The sequence below is a fragment of the Mycobacterium sp. genome, from assembly GCF_049278535.1.
Lineage (GTDB): Bacteria > Actinomycetota > Actinomycetes > Mycobacteriales > Mycobacteriaceae > Mycobacterium.
The window spans coordinates 1-26,776 of record NZ_JBAPMI010000385.1 but is presented as its reverse complement, the minus strand read 5'-3'; the positions used below and the strand labels follow the sequence as shown (position 1 = coordinate 26,776).

The 26,776-nt window shown below is 62.8% G+C and carries 30 protein-coding genes and 1 pseudogene; 14 read left to right on the top strand and 17 right to left on the bottom strand.

What is annotated here, in order from left to right; all coding sequences use genetic code 11:
- The first annotated feature begins 90 nt into the window (after positions 1-90).
- Positions 91-1,116, top strand: a complete 1,026-nt coding sequence (locus WAO18_RS25020) for a fused (3R)-hydroxyacyl-ACP dehydratase subunits HadA/HadB (RefSeq protein WP_422208912.1) — start codon at positions 91-93, stop codon at positions 1,114-1,116.
- Positions 1,117-1,322: 206 nt separating this feature from the next.
- Complete coding sequence (locus WAO18_RS25015; protein ID WP_422208911.1) at positions 1,323-2,261, top strand: SDR family NAD(P)-dependent oxidoreductase; 939 nt, start codon at positions 1,323-1,325, stop codon at positions 2,259-2,261.
- A gap of 3 nt (positions 2,262-2,264) precedes the next feature.
- Here the strand turns inward: WAO18_RS25015 and WAO18_RS25010 are convergent, their stop codons facing one another.
- Both WAO18_RS25010 and WAO18_RS25005 read right to left on the bottom strand, forming a co-directional pair.
- Positions 2,265-3,146 carry a dihydrodipicolinate synthase family protein gene (locus tag WAO18_RS25010; protein ID WP_422208910.1) on the bottom strand — a complete coding sequence of 294 codons (882 nt, stop codon included), beginning with the start codon at positions 3,144-3,146 and terminating at the stop codon, positions 2,265-2,267.
- Positions 3,147-3,167: 21 nt separating this feature from the next.
- A complete protein-coding gene (locus WAO18_RS25005) occupies positions 3,168-3,953 on the bottom strand; it encodes an aldolase (protein ID WP_422208909.1) in 786 nt (261 codons plus the stop codon).
- 78 nt (positions 3,954-4,031) lie between these two features.
- On the opposite strand from WAO18_RS25005, the gene WAO18_RS25000 reads away from it, so the two are divergent.
- The 3 genes from WAO18_RS25000 to WAO18_RS24990 all read left to right on the top strand — a co-directional run bounded on the left by WAO18_RS25000 (position 4,032) and on the right by WAO18_RS24990 (position 5,694).
- The gene (locus WAO18_RS25000; RefSeq protein ID WP_422208908.1) at positions 4,032-4,748 is read left to right on the top strand and encodes a PAS domain-containing protein; all 717 of its coding nucleotides are present in this window, start codon (positions 4,032-4,034) and stop codon (positions 4,746-4,748) included.
- A 200-nt stretch (positions 4,749-4,948) separates the two neighbouring features.
- Positions 4,949-5,377 carry a ribonuclease domain-containing protein gene (locus tag WAO18_RS24995; protein ID WP_422208907.1) on the top strand — a complete coding sequence of 143 codons (429 nt, stop codon included), beginning with the start codon at positions 4,949-4,951 and terminating at the stop codon, positions 5,375-5,377.
- Positions 5,374-5,694, top strand: coding sequence for a barstar family protein (locus WAO18_RS24990; RefSeq protein ID WP_422208906.1), 321 nt, complete (start codon positions 5,374-5,376; stop codon positions 5,692-5,694). Before WAO18_RS24995 ends, WAO18_RS24990 begins: the two co-directional genes overlap by 4 nt.
- Positions 5,695-5,760: 66 nt before the next feature.
- Here WAO18_RS24990 and WAO18_RS24985 read toward each other — a convergent pair whose 3' ends face one another.
- The gene (locus WAO18_RS24985) at positions 5,761-6,606 is read right to left on the bottom strand and encodes a serine hydrolase (RefSeq protein ID WP_422208905.1); all 846 of its coding nucleotides are present in this window, start codon (positions 6,604-6,606) and stop codon (positions 5,761-5,763) included.
- Positions 6,607-6,644: 38 nt separating this feature from the next.
- Here WAO18_RS24985 and WAO18_RS24980 point away from each other — a divergent pair, with 38 nt between their 5' ends.
- Entirely contained in the window at positions 6,645-6,833 is a 189-nt protein-coding gene (locus WAO18_RS24980; protein ID WP_422208904.1) for a hypothetical protein, read from the top strand.
- A gap of 13 nt (positions 6,834-6,846) precedes the next feature.
- On the opposite strand, the gene WAO18_RS24975 is transcribed toward WAO18_RS24980, so the two are convergent.
- From WAO18_RS24975 to WAO18_RS24965, 3 genes are all read right to left on the bottom strand, one after another.
- A complete protein-coding gene (locus WAO18_RS24975; RefSeq protein WP_422208903.1) occupies positions 6,847-7,572 on the bottom strand; it encodes a hypothetical protein in 726 nt (241 codons plus the stop codon).
- Positions 7,573-7,767: 195 nt separating this feature from the next.
- Positions 7,768-8,415, bottom strand: a complete 648-nt coding sequence (locus WAO18_RS24970) for a maleylpyruvate isomerase family mycothiol-dependent enzyme (RefSeq protein WP_422208902.1) — start codon at positions 8,413-8,415, stop codon at positions 7,768-7,770.
- Positions 8,416-8,444: 29 nt separating this feature from the next.
- Positions 8,445-8,774 (bottom strand): VOC family protein, encoded by a 330-nt coding sequence (locus WAO18_RS24965; RefSeq protein ID WP_422208901.1) that lies wholly within the window; start codon positions 8,772-8,774, stop codon positions 8,445-8,447.
- 212 nt (positions 8,775-8,986) lie between these two features.
- Here WAO18_RS24965 and WAO18_RS24960 point away from each other — a divergent pair, with 212 nt between their 5' ends.
- On the top strand, positions 8,987-9,796 hold the full coding sequence (locus WAO18_RS24960; RefSeq protein WP_422208900.1) for a DUF1906 domain-containing protein: 810 nt from the start codon (positions 8,987-8,989) through the stop codon (positions 9,794-9,796).
- Here WAO18_RS24960 and WAO18_RS24955 read toward each other — a convergent pair.
- From WAO18_RS24955 to WAO18_RS24945, 3 genes are all read right to left on the bottom strand, one after another.
- A complete protein-coding gene (locus tag WAO18_RS24955) occupies positions 9,785-11,038 on the bottom strand; it encodes a cytochrome P450 (protein ID WP_422208899.1) in 1,254 nt (417 codons plus the stop codon). The genes WAO18_RS24960 and WAO18_RS24955 overlap by 12 nt on opposite strands.
- Before the next feature lie 324 nt (positions 11,039-11,362).
- Entirely contained in the window at positions 11,363-11,566 is a 204-nt protein-coding gene (locus tag WAO18_RS24950; RefSeq protein ID WP_009952110.1) for a cold-shock protein, read from the bottom strand.
- A 166-nt stretch (positions 11,567-11,732) separates the two neighbouring features.
- A complete protein-coding gene (locus tag WAO18_RS24945) occupies positions 11,733-12,005 on the bottom strand; it encodes a hypothetical protein (protein ID WP_422208898.1) in 273 nt (90 codons plus the stop codon).
- A 260-nt stretch (positions 12,006-12,265) separates the two neighbouring features.
- Between WAO18_RS24945 and WAO18_RS24940 the strand changes: the two genes are divergently transcribed.
- Positions 12,266-13,138, top strand: coding sequence for a L,D-transpeptidase (locus WAO18_RS24940; protein ID WP_422208897.1), 873 nt, complete (start codon positions 12,266-12,268; stop codon positions 13,136-13,138).
- A 37-nt stretch (positions 13,139-13,175) separates the two neighbouring features.
- On the opposite strand, the gene WAO18_RS24935 is transcribed toward WAO18_RS24940, so the two are convergent.
- Positions 13,176-13,604, bottom strand: coding sequence for a cellulose-binding domain-containing protein (locus tag WAO18_RS24935; RefSeq protein ID WP_422208896.1), 429 nt, complete (start codon positions 13,602-13,604; stop codon positions 13,176-13,178).
- A 256-nt stretch (positions 13,605-13,860) separates the two neighbouring features.
- Between WAO18_RS24935 and WAO18_RS24930 the strand changes: the two genes are divergently transcribed.
- Complete coding sequence (locus tag WAO18_RS24930; protein WP_422208895.1) at positions 13,861-14,283, top strand: PPOX class F420-dependent oxidoreductase; 423 nt, start codon at positions 13,861-13,863, stop codon at positions 14,281-14,283.
- A gap of 60 nt (positions 14,284-14,343) precedes the next feature.
- Here the strand turns inward: WAO18_RS24930 and WAO18_RS24925 are convergent, their stop codons facing one another.
- Entirely contained in the window at positions 14,344-14,988 is a 645-nt protein-coding gene (locus WAO18_RS24925; protein WP_422208894.1) for a GntR family transcriptional regulator, read from the bottom strand.
- Positions 14,989-15,123: 135 nt separating this feature from the next.
- Here WAO18_RS24925 and WAO18_RS24920 point away from each other — a divergent pair, with 135 nt between their 5' ends.
- Positions 15,124-15,840, top strand: coding sequence for an enoyl-CoA hydratase/isomerase family protein (locus WAO18_RS24920; protein WP_422208893.1), 717 nt, complete (start codon positions 15,124-15,126; stop codon positions 15,838-15,840).
- A gap of 29 nt (positions 15,841-15,869) precedes the next feature.
- On the opposite strand, the gene meaB is transcribed toward WAO18_RS24920, so the two are convergent.
- The 4 genes from meaB to WAO18_RS24900 form a co-directional block, all read right to left on the bottom strand.
- Positions 15,870-16,754, bottom strand: a complete 885-nt coding sequence (gene meaB, locus WAO18_RS24915; protein WP_422208892.1) for a methylmalonyl Co-A mutase-associated GTPase MeaB — start codon at positions 16,752-16,754, stop codon at positions 15,870-15,872.
- Between the two features lie 71 nt (positions 16,755-16,825).
- Positions 16,826-17,899: a CaiB/BaiF CoA transferase family protein gene (locus WAO18_RS24910; protein ID WP_422208891.1), complete on the bottom strand. Its 1,074-nt coding sequence runs from the start codon at positions 17,897-17,899 to the stop codon at positions 16,826-16,828.
- A gap of 43 nt (positions 17,900-17,942) precedes the next feature.
- Entirely contained in the window at positions 17,943-18,344 is a 402-nt protein-coding gene (locus WAO18_RS24905; protein ID WP_422208890.1) for a cobalamin B12-binding domain-containing protein, read from the bottom strand.
- Positions 18,344-19,921, bottom strand: coding sequence for a methylmalonyl-CoA mutase family protein (locus tag WAO18_RS24900; RefSeq protein ID WP_422208889.1), 1,578 nt, complete (start codon positions 19,919-19,921; stop codon positions 18,344-18,346). Before WAO18_RS24900 ends, WAO18_RS24905 begins: the two co-directional genes overlap by 1 nt.
- Positions 19,922-20,345: 424 nt before the next feature.
- Between WAO18_RS24900 and WAO18_RS24895 the strand changes: the two genes are divergently transcribed.
- Positions 20,346-22,079, top strand: coding sequence for an MOSC domain-containing protein (locus WAO18_RS24895; protein WP_422208888.1), 1,734 nt, complete (start codon positions 20,346-20,348; stop codon positions 22,077-22,079).
- Positions 22,080-22,115: 36 nt separating this feature from the next.
- Positions 22,116-22,268: pseudogene (locus WAO18_RS24890) on the top strand (SDR family oxidoreductase); the annotation flags it as partial.
- A 171-nt stretch (positions 22,269-22,439) separates the two neighbouring features.
- Here the strand turns inward: WAO18_RS24890 and WAO18_RS24885 are convergent.
- The gene (locus WAO18_RS24885; RefSeq protein ID WP_422208887.1) at positions 22,440-22,880 is read right to left on the bottom strand and encodes a pyridoxamine 5'-phosphate oxidase family protein; all 441 of its coding nucleotides are present in this window, start codon (positions 22,878-22,880) and stop codon (positions 22,440-22,442) included.
- Positions 22,881-23,710: 830 nt separating this feature from the next.
- A complete protein-coding gene (locus tag WAO18_RS24880) occupies positions 23,711-24,199 on the bottom strand; it encodes a MarR family winged helix-turn-helix transcriptional regulator (protein WP_422208886.1) in 489 nt (162 codons plus the stop codon).
- 387 nt (positions 24,200-24,586) lie between these two features.
- On the opposite strand from WAO18_RS24880, the gene WAO18_RS24875 reads away from it, so the two are divergent.
- Together WAO18_RS24875 and WAO18_RS24870 are read left to right on the top strand one after the other, a co-directional pair.
- Complete coding sequence (locus WAO18_RS24875) at positions 24,587-24,967, top strand: DoxX family protein (protein WP_422208885.1); 381 nt, start codon at positions 24,587-24,589, stop codon at positions 24,965-24,967.
- Positions 24,964-26,154 carry a YceI family protein gene (locus WAO18_RS24870; RefSeq protein WP_422208884.1) on the top strand — a complete coding sequence of 397 codons (1,191 nt, stop codon included), beginning with the start codon at positions 24,964-24,966 and terminating at the stop codon, positions 26,152-26,154. The genes WAO18_RS24875 and WAO18_RS24870 overlap by 4 nt, the downstream gene beginning before the upstream one ends.
- Positions 26,155-26,776 lie beyond the last annotated feature (622 nt).

The window sequence follows — 26,776 nt, the reverse complement described above, 5'->3', positions numbered from 1 at the left end:
GGGCACGCGCTGTATGGCTGCTCTGGCCGCGGCGTTAGTGTCTTTTGGTCGGCTTCAGTGAACAAGCCGGCAGAAAAGCAGAGCAAATTCATGACTGCACCAGCAGATTCGTCGGTACTCGAAGCGCGGATTGGCCATCACTACGAGATGGACGGCACGTACCTCGTCGGCCGCGAAAAGCTACGCGAGTACGCCCGCGCCGTGCAGGACTACCACCCCGCCCATTGGGACGTCGCCGCCGCCGTTGACCTGGGTTATCCGGACCTGGTCGCGCCATTGACATTCACGTCGACGCCCGGCATGACCTGCAATCGCCGGATGTTCGAACAGGTCGTCGTCGGCTACGACACCTACATGCAGACCGAAGAATTATTCGAGCAGCACCGCCCGATCGTGGCGGGCGACGAACTCAAGGTTGACGTCGAGCTGACGTCGGTGCGCAGGATGGCCGGCCGAGACTTGATCACGGTGACCAACACCTTCACCGACGCGGCGGGCGAGCGGGTGCACACCTTGCACACCACCGTCGTCGGCGTCACCGCCGCGGATGTCGATCCGGCGATCAAGACCGCTGTGCAGAACGCGATGATGCACGACGTGGACATCTTCGGAATCGGCGAAGACGACTACCACAAGACGGTGCGCCCCGGTGGCGAGATTCGGATCGCCGACGGAGGCCTCACCCGCACGCCGGGGACGGCATCGTTCGATGACGTGAAGGTCGGCGAGGAGTTGCCGGTGCTGCACGCCAGGCTGACCCGCGGCGACCTGGTGAACTATGCCGGCGTGGCCGGCGACGCGAATCCGATTCACTGGGACGAGGACATCGCCAAGCTGGCCAGCCTGCCCGACGTGATCGCTCACGGCATGCTGACGATGGGTCTGGGCGCCGGGTTCGCCTCCACCTGGACAGGCGACCCGGGTGCCGTCACGCGTTACGCGGTGCGGCTGTCGGCCCCCGCAATCGTGTCGGCCAAAGAGGGCTGCGATATCGAGTTCGGTGGCAAAATCAAGTCTTTGGACCCCGAGACGCGCTCCGGTGTCGTGATTGTCACCGCAAAATCCGGTGGCAAGAAGATATTTGGCATGGCCACGCTGGGCGTCCGCTTCACCTGAGTTACCGGCCGAAAGAAACCTCGCGCGGACTTGCAAGTGGACCAATAATTTGGTCTGATCTTATATAGGGCCGCATCAGTCTCACCCGGTCGGAGACGCTGACAGCGAAGGACAAGCCGTTCAGCGCGGTCCGAATAACCAAATGTTCGTTTCCACGGCAGCCTTGTTTTAGGAAACTGTGAACGCTTTCATGAGGGGAGTTCACCATGATCGACTTCAAGGAGCAGGTCACGGTCATCACCGGAGGCGGCCGGGGCCTGGGCCGCCTGTACGCCTTGGAGTTGGCGAAGCGGGGCGCGTTGGTGGTAGTCAACGACCTGGGCGGGAGCATGCACGGAGACGGCGAAGATGCCGGTGTCGCCGACGCCGTCGTGAGGGAAATCGAAGATGCCGGCGGCAAGGCTGTGGCTTCGCATCATTCGGTCGACACCCCCGAAGGTGGCGAGGCCATCGTCAACACTGCGTTAGAAGCGTTCGGTCGCCTCGACGCGGTTGTCAGTAATGCCGGCATTTTCAACAGCGTCCCGTTCGACCAACTCACTCATGACGATTGGACGCGCATGCTGCGGGTCCACCTCGATGGTGGATTCCACCTCAGCCAGCCGGCCTACCGGGCGATGAAACGGCAAGGCTATGGGCGGTTCGTGTTCATCTCGTCGTCGGGCGGGATGTTCGGTCAGCCGTCGGAGGCTCATTACGCCGCCGCCAAAGCTGGGCTGGTCGGCCTTTCCAATGTGATCTCGATCGAAGGCGCCGAGCATGGTATCAAGTCCAACACCGTTCTGCCCTTTGGTTTTTCGCGGATGGTTACCGAAACCATTGGTGATCCGAAAGCCCTCGAAGAGATCGGCTTCACCAAGGTCATCAAACCTGAATTCGTCGTGCCGATCGTGGTATTTCTGGCCAGTCGCGCCTGCGAGTTGACGCACCAGAACTATTCGGCCTGCGGCGGGAGGTTCGCCCGCGTGTTCGTCGGACTCGGCGAGGGTTGGCTCGCCGAACCCGACAGCCAGCCGAGCGCCGACGACATCATCGCCCACCTCTCGGAGGTCACTGCCACCGATCCCTATACGATTCCCGGCTCCATCTTCGAAGAGGTTTTCGCTATCTGCGAACGGCTCGGTGTCACCGCGATGGGCGCATAAGAGCTAATCGACGAGCAGAGAGCGCATTTCGTCGAGTGCGGCCGCGTCCAGAGGTAGCAGAGGTCGGCGTGGATCTCCGACGTTCGTGCCCAACAGGTTGAGGCCTGCCTTGACGGTGGCGGGCAGGCCGCGCGCGACGATGAAGCGCAGGAGCGGTGCCAGTTCGTCGTAGATCGCTTTGGCGGCGTCATAGTCCGCCGACTGAGTCGCCGCAAAGAGGTCCAGGCACGGTTGTGGCCGTAGGTTCGGGGCGGCCGTGCACCAGCCGCTCGCGCCGGCGGTGAGCGCGTCGAGAATGAGCGGATTGCTGCCGTTGTAGAACGGCAGGGTGTCTCCGGTGAGCTCTTTGATGCGCAGCATGCGCTCGAGGTCGCCGGTGGATTCTTTGACCATCGTGAAATTGTCGATCTCGGTGAACATTTGGACGAGCAGCTCGGGACTCATGTCGATGCCACTGGTGGCCGGATTGTTGTAAGCCATGACCGGAATATCCAGTGCGGCAGCGACTGTCGCATAGTGCTGGGCGATCTCGCGCTCGGACAGTTTCCAGTACGACACCGGCAGGATCATCACGGCGTCCGCGCCGGCGGTTTGGGCGTAGCGTGCGCGGCGAACGGTGTTGGCAGTGGTCAAGTCCGAGGCGCCCACGATCACCGGGACTCGATGGTCAACAGTGCTGACGGTGGTATCCACGACGCTGTCGAATTCGGTTTCGGTGAGGTACGCAGCCTCGCCGGTGCTGCCGAGCGGAGCGATGGCATGAACCCCTGCGGTGACCTGCTTTTCGATGAGCGCGGCCAGCGTTGCGGTGTCCACACCGCCATCCGACCCGAAGGGTGTGATCGGGTAGGCGATGATGCCGTGGATGGCCGGCGTGGCTGTCACAGAATCTCCTCGGAGTGGGCGCTAGTCGGAAAGGGCGTCGGGGTGGCGTGCGAGTGCGCGCCGGGCGTAATAAGCGAAGTTGGCCTGGCTGCGTTGCGGGGTCAGGGTCCAGTCATGGGCTTCGCGAGCCAGTTTTTCCGGCAGCGGGGCGATGGTGCCGGCGGCCATTGCGGCCAGTTGTAGTTTCGCGCCGCGTTCGATCAGGACCGCCAGCGAGCAAGCCTCTTCGACGCTGGCCCCGGCGATCACGTGTCCGTGGTGGGCCAGCAGCACTGCCTTCTTTTGGCCCAGCGCAGCACTGATGGTCTCGCCCTCTTCATTGCCTACCGGCACACCGGGCCAGTCGGCCAGGAAGGCACAGTCGTCGTAGAGCGGCGTGAGGTCCATGTGGGAGACCACCAGCGGCACTTCGAGCATCGACAGCGCCGCGACGTGAAGCGCATGGGTGTGCACGATGCATTGCACGTCAGGGCGGGCGCGATAGATCCACGAGTGAAAGCGGTTGGCCGGGTTGGCCATTCCGTCTCCGGACAAGACATTGAGATCCTCATCCACCAGGAGCAAGTTGGCGGCGGTGATCTCGTCGAATCCCAGGCCGAGTCGCTGGGTGTAAAAGGTGCCGGGTTGCTCGGCCCGCGCGGTGATCTGGCCGGCCAGTCCCGAGTCGTGTCCGCCGTCGAACAGTACGCGGCACGTCAGCGCCACTTTCTCGCGTAGCGTCCACCCACCCTCGGCGCTCTGCTGCTCCATGGCGTCCTGCGCACGGCGCTTGAGGTCATCTTTGGAGTCGCTGAATGTTGAGCCCACCCGACCATGGTGTCACTTCGTCGGAAGCGCCAAAACCGGCGTCCGACCTGCGCTCCATAGCCACCCTCGGCTGCATAAGTGTTAACCCAGTCGACCGCAGAATTAATCACGACCGCCCCCCTAACCGCGTCGCATGGCGTATTTTCAGGACGGCTGGCAAATCAAGCTGGTCGGGTACGAGTTCCGCCGTTGCGAGACCACCGCAGAACTCCAGGCGTCCCGCGCCGCGACTCGACATTCACGGCGGCTCACTACACTCCGGGATCGCCATTGAGTATTTCACCTGATTCTTTTGCGCAGCGAACGAAACAGACCGAACCCGCCAACACGGAAACCAATGGTCACGACCAATCCCTGGACTCGGGCCTACTCAGGGGCGAAAGGCGCCGCCGGCCGTCACCCAGCAGCCCGGAAGAATACCTCCGCGCGCTGCCCGGGATAGTACTGCTGGATCGCTTGCCTGTGCCCATGCTCGCCACTGGACTCGACGGCGTCGTCGTCTACGTCAACCCAGCTTTCGCGACCATGCTCGGCCACCATCCCGACAACGTCATGTTGACCGGACTACCGCTTCCCGCGCTGCTGGCCGGGCATTCAGCGACTCCGCCACGTGATTGTGTCACCGCACTGCGTGCGGCCAGCAACGTAATCGTCGACTGGCTCCATGTCGAAGGCTTCCCGGTGCGCAGCGTGATATCCGAGACGCTGTTCTTGCGTGCCAGCGACGAGATCCTGCTGATCGGCGTCACCGACATCACCGAACTGGTCTGGACCACCCCACCCGAACCAGGCTGAGCGGATGTCGTCGGCATCCTGTCCCGTGTGCGGCGTTGACCATGGTCCCGACATCCAGCAACGTGACGCCCCTGGCGTTCAGATGGGCGTGGAGGTCGTCGGCAATCTGTTGTACACAGAAGCTGGAGAACCTGTCACTGTAGGTTCTCATTTCGCGTGTCAGGGCTGTAATTGAGCGAACCGCGAAGCAAGGAGCGCAGGTGGGTCGACGCAGGCTGGCATTTGTCGCGCTGTGTGCACTCATCGTCATCTTCGGCGGATGGCTGCTGTCGCGCAGTCATCATCCCGAACCGGCGCCAACGACGGCCGGCGAAGCCGGCGAGACCACATGTCCGATAGCCACCCTGCCGCGCGAGGTGGTCGACACCGTGAAGCGCATCCACGCGGGCGGCCCTTTTCCTTTTCCGCACAGTGACGGTGCGGTGTTCACCAACCGCGAGGGCCATCTGCCTAAGCAGCACGGGGGCTACTACCACGAGTACACGGTGATCACTCCGCGCGCCCGAGACCGCTCCATGCGCCGCATCGTCACCGGCGGAACACCATTGGCCGATCCGAGCCAGTACTTCTACACGGGCAACCACTACGACTCATTCTGTCTGGTCACTGACGCAGGAAAGCAACGATGACACGAGAGCCCACCCAGAACCTGCCCGTGACCTATCACATCGACGGCCGAAAGATCCGCTCCGCCAACGACTTCTACCGCGAGATCGGCTCTGCCGTCAACGGACCGGGCGGATACTTCGGGCGTAATCTCGACGCGTTGGCTGATTGCCTCAGGGGCGGGTTCGGTACCCCCGAACATCGGCCATACGAATTCGAATGGCAACACAGCGCGTTATCGCGGCACTACCTCGAAGACGTTAGCCGCGGGGAGCGAACATTATTCGATGCGATACAAGACGTGTTCAGCGACGCGGGAATAACGCTGCGCCTTCAGTGATCCCTCGCCCGGCCTTTCAGTCGAGTGGGATGCCTATCTTCTTCTTGTCGGAGATCTCTGCGGCCGTTAAAAATCAGTGGCGCAATATGTTTCACCACTTTCGAGCATGGTCCTCAGTGTCGCGCCGATGGCCTGCATTCCTGCGAGCGCCGCGTCACGTCGATCAGGTCCGGAGGTATCCCAATTGGCGATCACCGCGTAGGAGAAGCCGGTGGTGTCTGTCCCAACCGTCCCGACGTCGGCTCGAACCCCGGCATCAGCACCAGTTTTATTACGAATGAAGAACTTTCGATCCGACGTCGCATGCGCCAACGGGTCGAGACCGAACGCCGACACGACCATGGACAGGTCGACGCCTGTTGCCAGCCACGCGTTCACCTGTTCGGACACCGTTGCCGATACCAGCTCTTGACGGGACAACTGACTCATCACACGCGATAACTCTGATGCGGAACCGGTAGACAGGGTCGGCGGGTCATCTGGCCCGCGGTGATCCCGGACGTAATCGAGTAGCGCCGTATGCTCGAGACCGAGCGCTTCGGAAAGGTTGCGGAGCGTTTGCAATCCGACGAGCTGGAGCAGGACATTCGTCGCAACATTGTCGCTGACGCTGGCGATCAACACGCAGAGATCATGAACGGGTAACTCCTCGACGTGAAGGTGCTGCCAGATCCCCGAATCGGCGACCAGGAGCTCTGGATCCCGGTTCAGCAAAGTCGAGCCGTCCAGATCGCCCTCGCCGCATTGTCGTGCGACCTCGACGAGTAGCAGAAGCTTGCCGACGCTCGCGGTGTTCATCGAACGATCGGCGTTGCGGCAGGCTAATTCATGACCGGCGGCATCTCGAATGCAGATCGACCAATCGATGCCCGTGCTCGCGCCGACCGCATCGTCGATTGATCGCTGGCGCACCGTTCACCTCCGCGATGTACGACTGGAGTGTCTTCGGAATGTCGACCGTATCGCGCGCTGCGGTCTGCATGGAAGTACAGGCCACCGTCACACGCCGTGGATCGGGCAAGCGCGGTACCGAACCCGAGTTCCCGGTCGTCTCGTTGCGCCATACGCCGTCCGACAAGTCGACGGTTCCGGTGTCGCCCTCGTGGAGCAGCGTTTTCGCGTCGGGCAGCAACGGGTAGCGGGATCCTCAGCTCATACGGTTGCCGGCGCGAACAGCGCCTTGGTCTGCTCGAGCCGGTGTTGGGTGCGGGCCAGCTTTCCCGACTTCATTTTCTTGCGCCAGGCCGGGAATTCGGCGCCGAACTGCTGATGCTCGGCCCCGGCGGCCTCGTATACGACGTAGCCGCCTTTGAGCATGCTGAACGGGGCGTGCAGTTTGCCCAGCTTGTCGTACTGCGCGGTGGTGTGATCCGAGAGCGGGTCGAACCACGCAGGCGTCACGAAGTTGGAGACCGAGACGCCTTTGACCACATAGGTCGGTGCCTCGACCGGGTCGCACACCTCGAAGCTGTACGCCTTGCCGTGGCCGTCGTTGGCCCACAGGTTGCAGTTGGGATCGATGTACATTTCGAGCACTTCGTGCGATAGCACGCTGGAGACGCTCCAATCCCCCGTCGTCGCCTTGCCCCCATTGTCGAGCTCCGGCTGGGCCGCGACCACGCCCCACAATTTCCCGCCCGGGTCCTCGGTGTGGTACCCGAGCACACCCTTGGGTTGATCTTTGATCGTGTCGACCAAAGCAATGCCATGCGCCGCCGCGGGTACATTTTTGGGGTCTGTGTAGAAGATCACCGCGGCAGGTGCCCGATCCCAAAGCGGGGCAACATCTAAACGGACCTGAGAAGCGATCGCCTCGGTCATGGTGGCGGCGTCCTTGTTCGACACCAAAGTCGACTGGTTGACAATCGCGATCAACATTTCCGCTCCCGTTGCTGAGGGCCCGACCTTGTCGAAGGGCTAACGACAGTGTCTCGCGCGACCGCCGAAATCGCTTCAGTACCGCACTACTGACTCACCGTCTTGGTGAATAACGGGCTGGCCCACATTCGGCTCACGTTGGCCACGCAATGCACCGTAACGAAGGGCCACACCAACCCAGTCGCCCGCCCGCAGTCAGGTCAGGCGGTCCTGCAGCACAGCGAGTCCAGAGCCATCAAGACGGTCGAAGGCGACTTTGCGTCCGCAGATGGCCAGCATCAACGCCAGGCCCGGTCCGCGAATCGGATCGCCGTCGCCCCATGTTCGGCCGGTGTCGTCATCGTGCAACGCGATGCCGCGCAGACGTCGACGCGAGAAGAATCCGAATTGCGTTGGGCCCGTGAGAAAGTCAATAACCTGGGCGACATGCTGGGGATCTGGTCGATGCTCGAGTCCCAACGGTATCCGCATGTCGGCACCGTGGACCAACACATCGGTGAGGCCTGCTACCGGACCCGTCACCGGCGGGCTCAGCCTGTAGTCAGCGTGACGGCGCAGCATCTCGGCGATCTCTCCGGCGGGGGCTTGGGCCCGGCGACGGGCAAGTGCGTCGATTCCGCGATCAATGCTGCCGTGCCGAAGGCCACTGACCATAAAGCCCCAGAAACCATCGGCAAAATCGCTAACCAGATGCGCAGCAACCGTTTTGACATCCCACCCACTGCACAGACTCGCTGTTGCCAATTGATCGGCAGCAAGACCGTCGACCATCATGGCGATCGACCGTCGCTCGTCTGCCACTGTCGCGAATACCCTTTCGCGTTCCCCCTGGCTGAGCCGCACAAATGCACGATATCCGGAAAGACCTGGGATCAGTGGGGTCCCGCTGGGTCGGTCGTTCGGTGTGCGAGCTGGAAGACGTTGCCGAATGGGTCGCGCACCATGGCTCGCCGGTCGCCATACGGGGTGTCGAACGGTGCTTCGATGGATACCGCGCCGGCCGCGAGGGCGCGACCATAGACCCGGTCCGCATTCTCGACATAGACGTAGAGGAAAGCCGGAAACACCTCGCGCTCGCCGGCTGAGCTGACCATGACAAGAGAGTCACCGATCCGCATTTCGGCTGGACGGCCGTCAGCCAGTTTGCCCTCGGCTTCGAAGACATCGCGGAGGAACTCGACCGCTGCCTCGGCGTCGCTCACGACGATGCGGGGTGTAACAGAGTGAAATCCCACTGGACGCTCAACGCTCACGCGGCATGGTATCTAGCTGTTGAAAAGACGTGGGTGGCGGTGCCATGAAAATGCAGTGGCCGCTAGTGGGCCCGAGTGCGCAGTTGGTTGGCGGCTTTTGGCGCCACCTCGGCCAGCGTGGGCTACACCGTTAACAGCAGTCACATTGTTAACATCACGCGATGCAGGACTTGTCGGGGACTAGCAGCCTCCGGCGATCACGCCCGGTTTCTCGGCGTGACGCAATGCGGTATGCCGCCGCTGCGTCGGCGCTGGCCGGCTTGGGTGCGGCCTCAATAAGCGTCGGCGCCCCCACGGCGGCGGCCGCCGCTCCTACGCTGATCGACTTCGCGATGCGCCAGATTCCGGCCCAGGACATCCGGGCCGCGGGCCACTCCGGAGTGGTCAACTACGTCTCGCTATCGCGTCCCGGCTCGTCCTTTGGCGCCAAGCCGATTACCCGGCCCTACGCCCAGTCGCTGACCGCCGCTGGACTGGCGATCGTCAGCAACTACCAATACGGGAAGCCGGGCAGCACAGCACCTTCGGACTTCACCCGTGGGTTTGCCGGTGGCGTCTCGGACGCTCGCACGGCCTGGCAACTGCATACCGCGGCAGGCGGCGGCCAGAGTGCGCCGGTCTTCTTCACCGTCGACGACGACATCAACCGCGAAACGTGGAATAGTGTTGCGCTGCAGTGGTTTCGCGGAATCAACTCGGTGCTTGGGGTGCAGCGCACCGGCGTGTACGGGGGAATCAATACCTGCCAGTGGGCCGCCGCCGATGGCGTCATCGGGAATTCACGCACGCCTGGCAAACGGTGGGCTTGGCAGACGCGATCCTGGTCGCACGGTCAGGTCGACCCCGCCGCAGTTCTCTACCAACGCATAGTGAGCACCGCATCAAATCCAGGCCCGGTGGTCGGCGGGCTAGAAGTCGACGTCAGCGACGTCCTGGCCCAGGATTGCGGCCAGTGGAACCTACATCCGTGAGGTCGTAGACCCTCCGGTGTAGTCGACCTGCCAATGCTTGATTCCGTTGATCATGCTTGACCGCAGGCGCTCGGGTTCGCCCCGGGAGGTGAGGTCTGGAAGGTGGTCGGCGATCGCGTTGAGCATCAGATCGATGGTCATCCTCGCGAGGTTAGCGCCGACGCAATAGTGGGCACCGGTGCCGCCGAACCCGAGATGGGGATTGGGGCTTCGCAGGATATCGAAGTCGAAGGGGCGGTCGAAGACCTCTTCGTCGAAGTTGGCGGAGCGGTAGAACAACACCAACCGCTGGCCTTTTTTGATCGGTACGCCGCCGAGTTCGGTGTCAGCGAGCGCGGTGCGCTGAAAGGCGTTTATCGGCGAGGCCCAGCGAATGATCTCGTCGGCCGTAGTGGCAGGGCGCGCTCGCTTGAACAGTTCCCATTGCTCCGGAAAATCGGTGAAGGCCATCATGCCTTGCGTAATCGATTGCCGTGTCGTCTCGTTGCCGGCGACGGCGAGGGTGACGACGAACATCCCGAACTCCGCGTCGGTGAGCTGACCATCGGCGTCGGCGTCGATCAGGGTGCCGACGATGTCGTCACCGTGCTCTTCGCCCTTGCGTGCTGCCGCCAATTGCATGGAGTACCAGATCAATTCAGCGGCGGACCCCAGCGAATCGTATTCAGCGAACTCCGGATCCTCGTCGCCGATCATCTGGTTGCTCCAATCAAACAGCTTTTCGCGGTCCTCTTGGGGTACACCGAGCAGGCCGGCTATGGCCTGAAGCGGCAACTCTCGGGCGACCTGTGTCACGAAGTCACCGGAAGACATTGCGGCCGCGTCGACGGCGATGCGCTGGGCTCGCTCCCTGAGTTCGGCACGCAGCCGCTCAATGGCCCGCGGAGTGAATCCACGAGAAACAATTTGGCGTAATCGAGCGTGTTCGGGGTCGTCCATCATGATCATCGAAGCTCGGCCGGCTTCGATCTGGCCCCCGCCGCCAGTCACCTTGTACCTCGGCACCACGGATTTTTTAGCGGAAGAGAACACGTCACTTCTGAGTGAGACTTCGCGTACGTCGCGATGCTTACTCACCACCCAGTAACCACCGTCGCCGAAACCGCCCACATCAGGTGGCTGCTCAACCCACCAAAGCGGAGCGGAGCGACGCAACTCGGCCAGTTCCTGCACCGGCAATCTGTGGACGTAGATGTCGGGATCGGTGAAGTCGAAACCGGGCGGCAATAACGGAGTGGACATGCGGACGCCTTCCTGACACTTACGTTCAGGAATACTTCACAACAGTGCGTGTGGAAGCTGGTATCGCCAAATACGCCGTCGCGGTCGCCGACAAGCCGACCATCAAGGGGGCGAGGCTCGCGATACCCAAATGGGGCGCGGCCGGCGTGGCCTTTGGCGCGCCCAGGGTCGGCTGGGACAGTCGGCTGCTTAGCCGCCGCTCGGCGCCGGCTGCCAGATGGCTGGAACGGCGGGGCCAATCAGGCCGAGGAGCCACAACACCGCCACAAACGATCTGTGGGCCGGCAAGGGTAATCCCCTGCCGGCCCACAGATTACGTAAAGATCAAACTGCGGTCACTCCGGTGGCCTGGGGGCCCTTGGCGCCCTGTCCTACCTCGAACTGAACCCGCTGGTTCTCCTCCAGTGAGCGGTAGCCACCGCCCTGAATCTCGGAGTAGTGGACGAAGACGTCCGCACTACCGTCGTCGGGAGCGATGAAGCCGAAGCCCTTTTCGCCGTTGAACCATTTCACGGTTCCTTGCGTCATATTTCCTGTACTTCTTTCGTTTACTTTCGCGAATGCAGAACACATTCGCCTGCAGCTTACCCCACAATTGGGCTTCTATGAATCCGTCCCGCGGTGGCGTTACGGCGGGGCACCCGCCGGACCGCGCCGGTCAGGCCGAGGTCAGCCATGTCCATGTGGTCGGGATTCAGTTCGACCAGGGGTAGGCAAACAATGGCCCGGGGACTGCAGATGCCAGGAGCCACACCAGTGCGCACAGGATCAGTACCCAGATCGCCTGCGCGAAGAATCGGATCTGGTTCGCCGAGAGCAATTCGAATCGGATGACGGTGCTCAGTCGGGCCAGATCGCCGGCGGTCAGGAGCACTTTCCCCGTTCCGACCCTCAGCATGTAGCCGCGCGTCCCGTTGGGCCGCTCCACGCGTACGAGAATGAGTCGATCCCCAGCGCTGTCTCGCACGCCGATGAGGCTGGTTAGCTCAGGTTGTCGCACGGTATTCCCCTTAAATTGGGACTTCCTGCGCTTGGGGCGCTCACGTTACTCGCCGCGGTGACGACGCACAATAATCTCTCTCACAAGCGGTTTCGCATCCCCGCGATACCCTGCCTTCAGCCCTCGGGTCGTTCCGCCGTTGGCTTTCGCGAGTCACGGCGCGACAGAAGAAATGATCGGCCCGGGCGCTATGCGAGACTGATTCGACGAAGTGACCGGAGGGACATATGTCGGGCTGGACGAGGGGAAGCATTTTCGCCGCGCTGAAGTCAGCCGGCGTGGCTTCGATATTGGGCTGCTTGCTGGTGGTGGGTACGGATCACGCGTGGGCGGATCCGGCTCCCGGAGATCCCGGTGGGGGTCCGGCCCCGGCGCCGTTCCCCGGCGCGGCGCCATTCGGTCCGCCGAGGCTCGTTCCTGCCAACGGGTCGACGGTGGGTGTGGCCCAGCCGATCGTCATCAACTTCCCGGGGCTCGTCGACGACGCCGGTGCAGCCGAAGGCGCCGTCCACATCTCTTCGGTCCCGGAGGTTCCCGGCAAGTTCTACTGGATGACGCCCACGCAGCTGCGCTGGCGGCCCCTGAACTTCTGGCCCGCGCATACCGCGGTGACCGTCGATGCGGGCGGCACCGTGTCCAGCTTCCAAACGGGTGACACCCTGGTGGCTACGGCCGACGACGCCACGCACCAACTGACCGTCACCCGCAACGGGGCCGTGGAGAAGACCATCCCGATGTCGATGGGGATGACATCCGGCGGCCACCAAACCCCGAACGGCACCTACTACGTCCAGGAGAAGATGCCGTCGGTCGTCATGGATTCCTCCACCTACGGCGTTCCGGTCGGCTCAGCGTATGGATACAAGACCACGGTCGAGCTAGCCGTCCGGTTCGATGACAGCGGCGACTTCGTCCACAGCGCTCCATGGTCAGTGGATGACCAAGGCAAGCGCGACGTCAGTCATGGCTGCATCAATATCAGCCCGACCAACGCGAAATGGTTCTTCGACAACTTCAACGCCGGTGATCCCATCGTGGTGACCAACTCCGGCGGCGGCACCTACTCCAGGCACGACGGCTCCAACGACTGGCAAAGCTAGCTCCCGGCTATCGAGACGAGGCAGTACCCAGTCGTCTCTAGGTGCAAAAATATTGCCTGTTGAGCAAGCAATTCGACGGTGGCGTATAGGAACCGGTCAGCACGCCTCGTAGACCACCTGTGGCTGATCCGCCGGGTGCAATGACGCGATTCCAATTCGCTGGGGTGAGAACATAGTGCGTACCCGATTGGGTAAGGGTGCTATTCCACGTGTGCGAGACGGATTCTCCGACCGGCAAGTCGAATTCAAGCTTCCAATCGGATAGCGGCACCGCGCTCGCGTTGCTGATAGCGAAGCGGGCGATGAAGCCGGTCTGCCACGTATGTTCCACCGACAACGTCGCCGTGGCCGCAGCCGCATAAGCCGCCGGGGCCGTGCCGAGTCCAAGGAAGGCAACTATCAACGCCGGCAAAGTTATGTGAAGCACTGTGCGCCAGCGCTTCACGTAACTGCCCAGTCCGCCCATGGCTGCCAACGCTATAGCCGAACAGGCGATATCGGCCCTCACATCACGGGTACGCTGCCGTAGCTTTGCTCAACCGAAACCGTCGTGAAATGTTTCGCTTCGATCAAACGACCGGTCGCGCGCACCACACCTGCCTGTTAGCGCCGTGTTTCCTGATTTTTCCAATCCCACCGTCGGATTGCGGCGGCGTTGTTCGTCGAACAGATAGAGAGTGAACATCGGGTTCTGCTCGCTACCAAGGAGATGCGGTCGCATCATGAAACTCAACGACAGCGCACGCCAACTGATCGGTTCCAACCCGGCAACACTTGTCACGATCAATCGCGATGGCAGCCCGCAAATCAGCTTGGTTTGGGTGACGGTGCAAAGTACGCCCGACGGCGGTGATGAGCTGGTCACCGCTCATCTGCAGGAGCATCAGAAGATCCGCAACATCCGGCGCGATCCCCATGTGGCGGTGACAATCGTGTCGACCGACCGCAGCGGGCCGCAGACACCCTATCTGTCGATCAAGGGCACCGCGCGCGTCGGGGAAGGCGGCGCTCCCGAACTGCTCGACGAGATCGCCACGACGATCTTCGGCCCCGGCACCGGTTTCCCCCCGCCCGATTCGCCGCCCGGATACCTGACTCACATCACGATCGAGAAGGTCGGCGGCGTCGGCCCGTGGGCCATCTGAACCTGGCTGCCGGGGATCCGGCGCGGGCTCGAATAACGCGTCGAGCGCGATCCGGTTGGGTCAGCGTTGGTCCAACCAGGAAGCCAGCGAGCGGCCGGCTTCCAGCACGTGACGTTCGGCCACCGAACGAGCACGCTCGGCGTCGTGGTCGGCGATTGCCTCGATCAGTTCGTCGTGCTCGTCGAGTGAGTGCTTTTCGTGTTCGGGGAAGAGGGTCAGGAAGTTGGTAGGGACCATGCGCGCGGCTTGGGTGAGTTGCGCAAGTAGCCGCCGGGAATGAGCCGCGCGGTGGATCTCCTGATGGAAGCGCCAGTTGGCTTCGCCGATGCTGTCGTCACCCGAGCGCGCAGCGACCTCGCCGGCAAGCTCGCGTAGCGAGGCGAGCTCCTGCGGATTTACCCGCTGCGCCGCCCAGGCGGCGGCCTGTCCGGTCAGGACACCCAGGATGGTGAAGCTGTCGATCACGTCCTTCGAGCTGATGCCGATGACGGTGATTCCGCTGCGCGGCGCAACATGCACCAAGCCTTCGAACGACAGTTCCAGGAGGGCCTCACGCACCGGTGTCCGACTTGTGGCGAACTCAGTGGTGATGGCGTCCAGGTCAATGCGCGTGCCCGCGGACAATGCTCCGGTCAGGATTCGGTCGCGCAACTCGCGCACGGCGCGCTCCCGCACGGTCCCGGAGATATCGACAGCCTTTGGCATAAATCAACGGTAGCTGGCAAGGGCATATCACATTTGAAATCTGATATAGAGATTACTGGCTTCGACGACCTCTATACGCTCATGGCAACCCGCCAACCAAGCCAAACGGCCCGATGCCCGAGATGGAGACCGCGAGTGGTTGATCTAGAACTCGACCAAGGGCTGGCCGTCATCACTATCAATCGCCCTGAGGCGCGTAACGCCATCGCGCTTCACACCATGGACCAGCTTGAGCAGGCCATAGCCGGTGCCGAGGGCGCATTGTGCCTGGTCATTCGAGGCGAGGGAGACAGGGCGTTCGTGTCCGGCGGGGACCTCAAGGAGCTCAGTGCCCTGCGAACCGAAGAGCAGGCGGCAGCCATGGCGCGGCGGATGCGGTCGCTGTGTGATGAGCTCGCGAATTTCCCTGCCCCGGTCGTCGCCGCGCTAAACGGCCACGCGCTCGGGGGCGGAGCCGAGGTCGCGGTCGCCGCCGACATACGGGTAGCCGCTGACGACATCAAGATCGGGTTCAATCAAGTGTCCCTCGAAATAATGCCGGCTTGGGGTGGCGCGGAGCGGCTCGCGGCCCTCGTCGGCCGCGGCCGAGCGCTGATGCTCGCGGGCACCGGAGCCATACTCACCGCCGATCAAGCCGAAAGAGTCGGGCTGGTGGATCGCGTGCTGCCGAGGGCGATGTTCGAAACTGAGTGGCGCTCCTTGGCGCGGGCGCTGGCTAATCGGCCAGCCGGCGACATCAAGCGGGTCATCTCGGGCGTACCTGCCGACGACGCTGTCGCAGCTTTCGCCTCGCTATGGGTATCCGATGAACATTGGGCCGCGGCGGACCGGGTGATGAAACGCAGCCGATGAATGGGGTCGATGGTTGTCGGGCCAGCGAACTAATCGGATTTATCGGCGGTGGCTGACTCGATCAGCAGCAGACCAGCGGCGGTATACGGATCGCATCGGCCGTCAGCGACGGCGGCGGCCAAACCCGCGAGTTCAGGGTGGGAGTGCAAGCGAGTTTGGGCCAGAGAGAGGATCTGTGCCCGAGCGCGCGATGCCCTCCGGGCAGGCGTGTCGGCGCGGTGGTGGGCGTCGATCGCGTCCATCAAGTCGGTAACGCCCTCGGAGCGCGCTGCAACGAGTGTGAGAACTGGCGCCGACGTCTCGGCCCGCAGATCGCGGGCGGTTTGCGTCGCGCCGTCGCGGTCCGCTTTATTGACGACCACAATGTCAGCCACTTCGAGCAGGCCTGCCTTCGCGGCTTGGACCGCGTCACCCGCACCGGGATTGAGGATGACGATGGTGGGATCGGCGACGGCGGCGATCTCGATCTCCGACTGACCGACACCGACCGTTTCAAGCACGATCAGGTCGTAGGACAGTGCTGCAAGCAGCCGGATCGCCGCGGGAACCGCGGCGGCGAGACCGCCGACGTGACCGCGAGTTGCGATCGATCGGATGAACACATCGGGGTCGTCAATGTGGGCGGCCATCCGGATGCGGTCGCCGAGTATGGCGCCGCCGCTGTAAGGCGATGACGGGTCCACCGCCAGCACCGCGACCCGCATTCCTCGTGCGCGATAGGCGCCAACCAGCACGGCGATCGTCGTCGACTTTCCTGCGCCCGGAGGACCAGTAATGCCGACAACCCGAGCGGAGGCTGTATCCACAGCTGCCAGCACCTCGTCGCGACGATCGCCCTCGATCAGGCTCAGCAGGCGACCCGTCGCCCGGGTAGAGCCGCTCAGCGCTGCCTGGATCAGATCAGCGACATTCATAAGTCACCCCCTTTTCCGGCCGTATCGCTCAATAACCGAACGGTGATTGGTACTGCGAGCCGACGGCGATCTCAAACTGAGAGATTAGCTCCGCCGTGCTCATCGAGACGTGGCGGTGCGCCGTAGTCGGGTTCATACCCGTCAATCCGAATTGGGCTCCGGATCAATCGAAATGCGCCGGCGTCAACGATCACTTCCGGATGAGCGGCGAGCGCTTCGGGCAGTGTGCGGACGGCGGCGGCGGGCACGCCCAGTGGACGCAGCCGCGATTCCCAGTTCGCGGCGGTATCGGTGGCCAGAGCGTTGGCCACCAAGGCGAGTACCTCGTCGCGTCCTGCGGCCCGCTCCTTCATCGTCTCGGCCCCTACGACGTTGGCCTCCGCGGCGAATAACTTCCAGAATTTGTCGTGCGTGATAAACAGTGCCAGGAACCCGTCTGCAGTCGAAAAGAGTTGGGCTGGAACATAATACGAGTGCGCACCCATCGGCAACCGTTGCGGCTCGATGCCGTCGTTGAGGTAGGCCGACGCGCGGTAATTCAGCTGAGAGAGCATCACATCCCGCAGTGATACCTCGACCTGCCCCCCGCAGCCGGAGACGATCTGGGCCAGCAAGCCCAGGGCAGCGGTAAGCCCGGCGGAATTGTCGGCCGCGGAGTACCCCGGCAAGGTCGGTGGTCCAAGCGGATCGCCGGTCAGCGCGGCGATGCCGGTGGTCGCCTGGATGACGTAGTCGAATGCCGGATCATCACCCGCGTCCAGTCCAAAACCGGTGAGCGCCACGCAGACAATCCGGTCGTTCCACCGCCGTAGCGCTTCGTAGGTGAGGCCGTACCGGCGGATGCCGGATGGTTTCAAATTCGCCAGCAGCGCATGCGATTTGGAAACGAGTTCACCGAGCTCGCGCTGGCCCGCTTCGGTTGTCAGGTCCACGCAAATGCTGCGCTTGCCTCGGTTGAGGCTGGCGAAATATGAATCTCCGACTTGCCGCGAGATGTCGCCGCTCCGCGGTTCGATCTTGATGACCTCGGCGCCGAGGTCAGCCAGCATCATCGTGGCGTACGGCCCGGCTAACATGTGGCCGATCTCGAGGATGCGGATGCCGGCGAGAGGGCCCACAGGCCGAGCCTCCGTCGGCCCGGTCACCGAAGCACCTGCGGTCGCGCAGCGATCATCACGCCCGGACGCATCAGTCTTCTTCTCCGGCGCCTGTCAGCGTGCGTACGTCTCGGACGAGGGTCTCCAGTGAAGTGCCCGTCGGAAACACCGCTGCTGCACCGGCATCCAACAACTTCTGCACGTCGGCCTGCGGGATGGTGCCCCCGACGACCACCGCGATGTCGCCGGCGTCGGCGGCTCGCAGCGCGTCAACGGTGCGGGCGGTCAGCGCCAGATGGGCGCCCGACAAGATCGAAAGCCCGACAAGCTTGACGTCCTCCTGCAGCGCGATCGAAACGATGTCCTCGATGCGCTGGCGAATTCCGGTGTAGATGACCTCGAATCCGGCATCGCGCAGCGTGCGCGCGACGATCTTTGCGCCGCGGTCGTGTCCGTCCAGACCGGGTTTCGCCACCAGGACGCGAGCCCCCATCAGAACACCACCGGTTGCTGGAATTCGCCCCATACCGCCTTGAGCGCGGTCACCATCTCCCCGACGGAGCAGTAAGCATTGGCGCAGTCGATTAGTCGGGGCATCAGATTGTCGGTGCCCTCCGCCGAATGCGCAAGTGCGGCAAGCGTGTCCTTGACGGCGATCGAGTCACGCTCGGCTTTGATCTTCGTAAGACGCTTCAGCTGAAGATCGCGGCCCTCCGCGTTCAGTTCGTAGGTGTCGATGTCAGGCGACGGCTCGTCGGTGACGAACTTATTGACCCCGACCACTGGGCGTTCGCCGGACTCGACCTCTTGGTGAATCTTGAAGGCTTCGTCGGCGATCAGCCCCTGCAGATAGCCGTCCTCGATGGAACGCACCATGCCACCGTGCATTTCGAGGTCGTCCATGATTTCGATGATCTTGGCCTCGGTGGCATCGGTCAGTGCCTCTACGAAGTAGGAACCGCCCAGCGGATCGGCCACCTTGGCCACTCCGGTTTCGTAGGCGAGGATCTGTTGGGTGCGCAGCGCCAGCGTCGCGGATTCCTCGCTGGGAAGAGCGAACGGCTCGTCCCACGCCGCGGTGAACATCGACTGGACGCCGCCGAGCACCGCGGCCAGCGCCTCGTAGGCGACGCGCACCAAGTTGTTCTGCGCCTGAGGTGCATACAACGACGCGCCGCCCGCGACGCAGCCAAAGCGAAACATGGCCGCCTTATCGGTCGTCGCGCCGTAGCGCTCGCGGACGATGGTCGCCCAACGGCGGCGGCCTGCCCGGTACTTCGCGATTTCCTCGAAGAAGTCGCCGTGGGTATAGAAGAAGAACGAGATCTGCGGCGCGAACTTGTCGATGGTCATCCGACCGCGTTCGACGACGGTGTCGCAGTAGGTGACGCCGTCGGCCAGCGTGAAGGCCATCTCCTGAACGGCATTGGCGCCGGCGTCGCGAAAATGCGCGCCCGCCACGGAGATCGCGTTGAACCTCGGCACCTCGGCTGCGCAGAACTCGATGGTGTCGGCGATCAGCCTCAGTGACGGCTCCGGCGGCCAGATCCAGGTACCGCGGGACGCGTATTCCTTGAGGATATCGTTTTGGATTGTGCCGGTGAGCTTCTCGCGGGCCACGCCCGTTTTCTCGGCAGCGGCGACGTAGAACGCCAGGAGGATGGCTGCGGTGCCATTGATGGTGAAGCTGGTGCTGATCTTGTCCAGCGGAATGCCGTCGAAGAGCACCTCGACATCGGCGAGCGTGTCGACAGCGACACCGACGCGGCCGACCTCCTCGCCGTACTCCGCGTCATCGGAGTCGTAGCCACACTGGGTCGGCAGGTCCAGCGCGACCGAGAGCCCGGTGCCGCCCTGGCCCAACAGATAGCGATACCGCTTGTTGGACTCCTCGGCGGTGCCGAATCCCGAGTATTGGCGGAACGTCCAGGTTTTACCCCGGTAGCCGGACGCGAAGTTGCCGCGGGTGAACGGGTACTGCCCGGGCGGCGGCGGGTCTGGCGCGCGGTCACCCGGTCCGTACACGGGTTCTAACGGGATGCCCGACGGTGTCCGAACGATGTCACTCATCGGGGCTGGTCGCCATCTGGTTCTGGATCGGAGACTCCAGGACGAAGTCGCGGACCGAATCAAGCGTCATGATGCTCGATCAACTTCCTCAAACACATTCCACGACCATCTCAAAGTTGGATACAGCCATTACATTGTTTGGTTGATTCGTAATTGTAAGTTACCTCGTCCCTGTCACTGTCGTCTGGTCGTGCGCCTTGAAGTTCCACGCGACGCGGGACGTATCGCAACGTCTCGGTGCTCGACGCTGACGAACAGCTTGGGGACGTGGCTTTCGGCCAGCCACGCGTCGAATCAACCGGCCGGCATCGAGGCCGGCATCTGGAATGCCGCTACCGGGCGCGCTACTGTCGCGGCCGTGGGTGGGTGCGCTCCGTCTTGCGATTAGTGAGTTAACCCACCCACCGGCGCTATGGTGAGATCGATGAACCCAGGGCCGCCCGGAGCTGTAGCTACCTTGCTGTCGGTCAATGTCGGGCGGCCGGCCGATCACACTTGGGCCGGCGGCACCACGAATACCGCGATCTGGAAAGTGCCGGTTCACGGCCCTCAACGGGTGCGGAGACTCAACGTCGACGGCGACGAACAAGCCGACAAAATCGGTCACGGCGGTGAACACCGCGCCATCCTGGTCTACCAGATCGAGTCCTACACCTACTGGCAAAAAGAACTCGGCCGCGACAACTTCAGCCACGGCCAATTCGGCGAAAACTTCACCGTCGACGGGCTTTCCGACGACGACGTGTATGTCGGCGACCGTTACCGGATCGGCACCGCGGTCTTCGAGGTCACCCAACCGCGCGTCACCTGCTACAAACTCGGCGTCCGGCTGGGTGTGCCCAGCATGGCCGCACTGCTGGTGGCACACCACCGCCCCGGCTTCTACCTCCGTGTCCTCGAAGAAGGCCAGGTATGCGCAGGTGACACCATCGTGCGACTCGAGCGCCCCACAATATCGCTGTCGGTCGCAGCCATCGACGCTCTGCTCTACCTTCCCGACCGTGATACCGAAGATCTACGCCGCGCAACCCGGATCCCGGCACTGAGCACCGGATGGCGGGACTCGTTGGCGGACCTTCTCGCCAAAACTCAACAACCAACTGGTCCGGCCTGGAACGGATTTCAGCCGGTACTGGTCACCGACGTACGCACCGAGACACCCGAGATCCAATCGTTCACACTGGCGTCACCGGACGGCGGTGCCCTACCGCGCTTCCTGCCTGGCCAATACCTGACAATTCGCGTGCCCGCTGCTCCTGACAAGCCGCCCACCATCCGCAACTACTCGCTGTCATCGGCACCCGCCGCCGGGCAGTACCGCATCAGCGTCAAACGCGAAGACCTCGGAATAGTCAGCCCGTGGTTGCACGCCAACCTGACCGCAGGACGAACCCTGCACGCCGCAAAGCCCCGCGGCGACTTCACCCTTACCGGCTCCGGCCGGCCCGTTCTCTTCGTATCCGCAGGCATCGGAGTGACGCCGCTTATGGCAATGCTGCACAGCCTGGCAGCCGAACACAGCCCGCGGCACGTCACATGGTTACAAGCCGCCAAAACCCCGTCCCAACGACCCTTCGGCTCCGAGGTCACAGAACTGCTCGCAGCGCTACCGGCATCATCAGCCCACATCTTCTACACCATCGACCTCCCCCGCGAAACGCGCTCACCCACCACTGAACATGTCCACTACGGCCGGCCAGACGGCACTGCACTGAACGCGCTGGCGTTAGCCGCCGACACCGACGCCTACGTCTGCGGGCCGAGCAGTTTCATGACCTCGATGACCGCGCTCATCGCCGAAACCGGTATCGAGCCCGCTCGCATTTTCACCGAGGCATTCGGACCCAGCGCAGTACCGAATAGAACGGCAGCGCCCCACCCGCCGAATGGCACCCCGGGCGGCGGCCCATCAATCACGTTCTCGCGCAGCGGACTCGAGGTCCCCTTCTCCGACCGGTTCGCGAACCTCCTGGAGTTTGCCGAAGCGTGCGATGTGCCCACCCGCTGGTCATGTCGCACCGGCGTCTGCCAGAACTGCATCACGCCGCTGGTGTCGGGCAGCGTGACCTACCGCCCGCAACCACTCGACGACCCTGGGAGCGAATGGGCCCTTTTATGCTGTGCCACACCAGCAAACAACCTCGTCCTCGACGCTTAACCGCATCCTCGGCCCGACCCGCCCGGGGAGCAAGACGCCCTTCTGGACAATATGGCGTCGGCAATACCCATGCGCCGGCTCGGTCGCCCCGAGGAAATCGCCTCCGCAGTCGTATTTCTAGCCTCTGACCAGAGCAGCTACATGACCGGCGCAGAATTGTTCGTCGACGGTGGAGAGCAACAACTATGAACCTTGGCGACGACGACTAACCGCTTGCGCGGATCGTGCGCACGAATAAGGCGATGGCCCTCATTTCCTAGGGTTGATTGTCGGCAGGCTCGATGTGCCTGATGTACCGGGTTGTCCGGGAAACCGACAAACCCGGGTCGCAGCAGATGCGTCCCACGAAGGTTGGCGAAGCTAAGCCTGGTCCGGCGTTGAATTTGCGTAATCCCAAGACACTGTTCTAACGGGTGTCATCCGGATGTAGGCGGAGCCCGGTCTGGGTGCGGTGGGCCAGTCGGACTCTGGCACGCTCCGCGCCCGAGCACCTTCCCTCGCGAGCTGAAGTGCTTCGCTTGGTTCGCGAACGATGCGGGCGTGACCTTGGAACATCACTCCCCGGATATCTGCCATGCTGGAGCCGTCTTCGAGCAAGATACTTACGTTCGGATTGCTTTCGACGTTGGCAACTTTGCGTGTCCCATCTCGCACACCCATGATGATGTCGCGGCCAAGGCGAAAGTATCCAAGGGGTACGGTGTGCGGGAATCCATCCTTGTCGATGGTGCTCAGTATCGCCCAGCACGGGCGGCTATCAAGATACGCCTCAATTTGTTGGTCACTGAATTTTCGTGGCATAAAGAGAGGTTAACAAGATCGAAATCGGCTCTGGGCGTGGCGGTTCGGCGACGTCCAGCTTGGTCAGTGAACCCAGTTCAGCACTGTCTGATTCGCGGCGTTGAACAACGTGGCTTCTCGAAGCAACCGGGCGAGTTGTTCGGCCGGTATTTCGATGACCGCGCCGCAGTGTCTGCAGACCGCAGGATGGTGCGGTGCCCGAGCATCTCAACAAGTTCTAGGCGCTTGTCCAGCTCCGTTAAGCCCGGCTTCGAAATGTAAGTCTAAGAGTTTTTTGCGCGGTTCGCTATTGGCGACAAAAGCTGCTTGCGCGAGCGACTCCGTCAGGTCTTGTTGGCCGTCTTAAAACATCGCCGTGATCAGTTTGGCGTAGGCACCCCGCTTGTACATCTGCCAGGCGGCCCTGTCACTGTATGTGGTGGGACGAGTAGCAGCGCTTGCCTGAGCGTGCTGTTCAAGGTAGGCGAGGTAAGCGCCGATGAAACCAATAGAATGCCTGCCAACGCAATTAACGTAGATCCTGTTCCTGAGCTGCTGTTCTCCGCTGAGCTAAGTACTGTTGCCGTGAGAGTGTCCAACACTTCAGGTGCCTCCTTGTGTGGTTCGGCCCGGTCGCCTGCCTGCGTGCGCATAAAACCTACTGTGCGGCCCGGCTTCTCGACGGCGAAGCCGTGCGCCCTTCGCGTGTCGCCGACGGACGGCCGCCTTTCTGCTGCAACTCATCGCCGCTGCCCTCCCAAAGGGACAGCAATTGCGGGTGCGAATACAGCACCGGGACAATGGGTTTGAGACATCGAACGCTACTTAGACAGACGATGAGGCTGATGCAGTCAACCCGACTCGGCGATCCGGTCAGTAATGGCTTCGGCCGCTTTGCCGAGCTTGATCAGGTCAGCCTTCGTCAACGGTTCCACCACCAGTTCGCGAACCTTCGCGACGTGCAACGGGGCCGCGGCGGCGACCCGCCTCATTCCCGCCTTCGTGAGCTCGACCACGCTCACCCTGCCGTCATCGGCGCAGACACGCTTGATCACCAACCCGTCGTCTTCGAGGCGCCTGACTACGTGCGATAACCGCGACAACGAGCAGTTGGCACGGGAGGCGAGCTCCGACATCCGCAGCGTCCTGTCGCCGGCTTCCGACAGGTTCGCCAACACGACGTACTCGAACGTTGTCAGTCCGGTGGTGCGGTGCAGATCGCGTTCCAGGGCCGCCGGAAGCTCCATGATCATCGCCAGGAGCTGACGCCATGCACGCTGCTGATCGTCGTCGAGCCAGACCGTTTCGTGTCGACGACTATCACGCTTAGGTCGCGTCATGGCGACGACCCGATGGTGTCCCATCGCACAGCTGTCATCCGGACCTCCTCCTCCGTCTGAAGGATAGTTCAACCATCAACCATTGAATGTGAGCCGCCGACCGGCGACGGCTCCGTCGTGGAAACCCTCGGCACCGGTGATTTCGTGGGAACAACCCTCAACCCTGTGGCACACGTGACGGCGTCTGGTCATCGTCGAGGCGTCGCGGGCTGACTCGCGGGCAATGAGTGCGGTGCAGCCCCATTAGTTGACGCGTCACGTTATCACGGTCTAGGTTTGTTGAAGCATCAACTGATGCCGCCCGTCGTGCCCGCGTGAATGCGAGATTCGCAGGCGCAACCGCTCGGGCCAACCCTGTTCGCACGCATACGTCTTCGAGGAGCCCTCGTGAACATCGCGGTATGGATCGCGTCCGGATTACTCGCCGCCGCATATCTCTTTGTCGGTGGCACGAAATTGCTGACGCCGAGGGAGCGCCTAGCGGAGAATCCCTCCATGGCTGGCGCCGCCGAGGCGATGTCTGCGACGTCGATCAAACTCATCGGCGGCGTCGAGGTGGCCGGCGCTCTCGGGCTGATCCTGCCGTGGCTCACCGGCATTGCGCCAATCTTGACGCCTGCCGCTGCCGTGGGTCTGGCGCTGCTGCAGGTGGGCGCGGCGGTGTTCCACGGTCGACGAGCGGAGTACAGCAAGTGGCTCGTGAACGCCGTGTTCCTGGCGCTCGCGACCTTCATCGCGGCCGCTCGGACCGCGGAGGTCGGGCGATGAGCAGCACTCTGCAGTATGCCGTCGTGGGCACCGGCAGCGTTGGCGCGGTTCTGGCGCAACGGTTCTCCGAGCACCACGTCCCAGCACTCTGGGCCAACACGCGAGGTCCGGAGACGATCGACGTGACCGAACTGTCCGCCTCGATCACACCGGCCACCCTCGACACGGCCCTGGATGCAGACGTGATCATCTTGGCCATTCCGTTCTTGCAGGTCCGTGAGCTGGGTAAGCGCCGTCCAGACTGGTCGGGCAAGATCGTCGTCGACGCGACGAACGCGTTTCTGGTGCCTAATTCCGAGCAAATCCTCGGCGGCCGCCTCTCGACCGAGTACAACGCCGAGGCGTTTCCGGGCGCCGCGGTGGTCAAGTCGTTCAACCAAACCGCCGCCAGGCAGCTCGCCGAGAAGCGCCCACCCGAATTCGGGAAACGCGTGGTCTTCGTGTCCAGCAACGACTCCGCGGCAAGCGCGGTGGTAGCCGGGCTGTGCACCGAGCTCGGCTTCGCCCCAATCGAACTCGGATGTCTCGACGAGGGTGGCGTGCTCATCCAAGCCCGCAACGCCCTAGTCTTACACGAACTCTACGAGCTGCCGTCCGAACTCGAGAAGAACACTCAGGTGACGTCGGCGGTTGGGCGGGATCTGACCCCCGGCACGTGGACGATCGACCCCGTCCACTCTTCCATCACGTTCTCGGTTCGCCACCTGATGGTCGGCAGAGTACGTGGGCGATTCGGCGACTTCTCCGGGGCGATCACGGTGCCCGAGAACGGAACTCCGAGCATTACGGCCACCATCGCGGTCGGGTCGGTTGACACCGGCAACCCAACCCGCGACGAGCACCTGCGGGCACCCGACGTCTTCGGAGCCGACCAGTCCCCCACCGCGACCCTCGTCTCGGTCGACATGCACGGCACCGGGCAGAACGACTGGGTGCTCATAATCGACTTCACCCTGCGCGGAATCACCAAACGCCTAACACTGGCGTTCTCGTTTCTCGGGGTGAGCGCCGGCCTGGGTCACGGTGAAGTGGCCGGGTTCGATGGCGGGATCAAACTGAAGCGTAGCGACTTCGGCGTCCTGACCGACACTCCCGTGTTAGCCGGGGGCGGCCCGATGGTCGGAGACACCGTCGACGTCACCGTGTGTTTAGAGGCGGTCAAGGCACCCGCCGCGCCGACAGGATGAGAGGGCGACGCCGATATCGAGCAGGAATCCTGTTGTTCGACGGCGACATTGACCTTGATGGGCTACGTCGCAGCGCGAATTACGAATACGTCTGACTTTGCTACCTCGGCGGCCAACTGGCTCGTACCAAACCGTCCCATGCCGCACGCTCGGGCGCCTTGACAGGCCTTGCCGGGCACAAATCGCGATTTAAATGGCCAAGTGGCCAACGTGTGGCCATTTCACCTGAGATGTGACCAATTTGTTTGCGGACCTACAACTACTGTAGGTTCCCAAGCTCCGTGTCCACTTGCGCGGCCCTGATCTGTGCCGATGCGCGTTGTCTCACTTTGTGTCCACACCGATTTGTCTCACGTTCGTGTCCACTTTTGCAGCCCGCCCCGGTCAACCGTTTCACGGCACTCACCGCGACCTGAGGACTGTCATTCCGTCCGAGCGATATTTTGTCACTGTGACGCCTGGAGCTGCTGCCGGGCTGATGTGACATGAAACTGCTAAATCGGCTGTCCGACAATGCTATTCAACTTTGCTGTTCTCGATCGAGTCGGCACGCGGCCACGACACCACGTCATTGGAGCCGAAGATGCCGTGCAGCCGGTACACACCGAAACCGGCGATCGCC

Bases quoted from the DNA above. Each gene is read 5' to 3' on its own strand.
- WAO18_RS25020 (WP_422208912.1), top strand. From the start codon at position 91: ATGACTGCACCAGCAGATTCGTCGGTACTCGAAGCGCGGATTGGCCAT.
- WAO18_RS25015 (WP_422208911.1), top strand. From the start codon at position 1,323: ATGATCGACTTCAAGGAGCAGGTCACGGTCATCACCGGAGGCGGCCGG.
- WAO18_RS24990 (WP_422208906.1), top strand. From the start codon at position 5,374: ATGACACGAGAGCCCACCCAGAACCTGCCCGTGACCTATCACATCGAC.
- WAO18_RS24980 (WP_422208904.1), top strand. From the start codon at position 6,645: ATGTCGACCGTATCGCGCGCTGCGGTCTGCATGGAAGTACAGGCCACC.
- WAO18_RS24975 (WP_422208903.1), bottom strand. From the start codon at position 7,572: ATGTTGATCGCGATTGTCAACCAGTCGACTTTGGTGTCGAACAAGGAC.
- WAO18_RS24960 (WP_422208900.1), top strand. From the start codon at position 8,987: ATGCAGGACTTGTCGGGGACTAGCAGCCTCCGGCGATCACGCCCGGTT.
- WAO18_RS24955 (WP_422208899.1), bottom strand. From the start codon at position 11,038: ATGTCCACTCCGTTATTGCCGCCCGGTTTCGACTTCACCGATCCCGAC.
- WAO18_RS24950 (WP_009952110.1), bottom strand. From the start codon at position 11,566: ATGACGCAAGGAACCGTGAAATGGTTCAACGGCGAAAAGGGCTTCGGC.
- WAO18_RS24940 (WP_422208897.1), top strand. From the start codon at position 12,266: ATGTCGGGCTGGACGAGGGGAAGCATTTTCGCCGCGCTGAAGTCAGCC.
- WAO18_RS24935 (WP_422208896.1), bottom strand. From the start codon at position 13,604: ATGGGCGGACTGGGCAGTTACGTGAAGCGCTGGCGCACAGTGCTTCAC.
- WAO18_RS24930 (WP_422208895.1), top strand. From the start codon at position 13,861: ATGAAACTCAACGACAGCGCACGCCAACTGATCGGTTCCAACCCGGCA.
- WAO18_RS24925 (WP_422208894.1), bottom strand. From the start codon at position 14,988: ATGCCAAAGGCTGTCGATATCTCCGGGACCGTGCGGGAGCGCGCCGTG.
- meaB (WP_422208892.1), bottom strand. From the start codon at position 16,754: ATGAATGTCGCTGATCTGATCCAGGCAGCGCTGAGCGGCTCTACCCGG.
- WAO18_RS24905 (WP_422208890.1), bottom strand. From the start codon at position 18,344: ATGGGGGCTCGCGTCCTGGTGGCGAAACCCGGTCTGGACGGACACGAC.
- WAO18_RS24900 (WP_422208889.1), bottom strand. From the start codon at position 19,921: ATGAGTGACATCGTTCGGACACCGTCGGGCATCCCGTTAGAACCCGTG.
- WAO18_RS24895 (WP_422208888.1), top strand. From the start codon at position 20,346: ATGAACCCAGGGCCGCCCGGAGCTGTAGCTACCTTGCTGTCGGTCAAT.
- WAO18_RS24885 (WP_422208887.1), bottom strand. From the start codon at position 22,880: ATGCCACGAAAATTCAGTGACCAACAAATTGAGGCGTATCTTGATAGC.
- WAO18_RS24880 (WP_422208886.1), bottom strand. From the start codon at position 24,199: ATGACGCGACCTAAGCGTGATAGTCGTCGACACGAAACGGTCTGGCTC.
- WAO18_RS24870 (WP_422208884.1), top strand. From the start codon at position 24,964: ATGAGCAGCACTCTGCAGTATGCCGTCGTGGGCACCGGCAGCGTTGGC.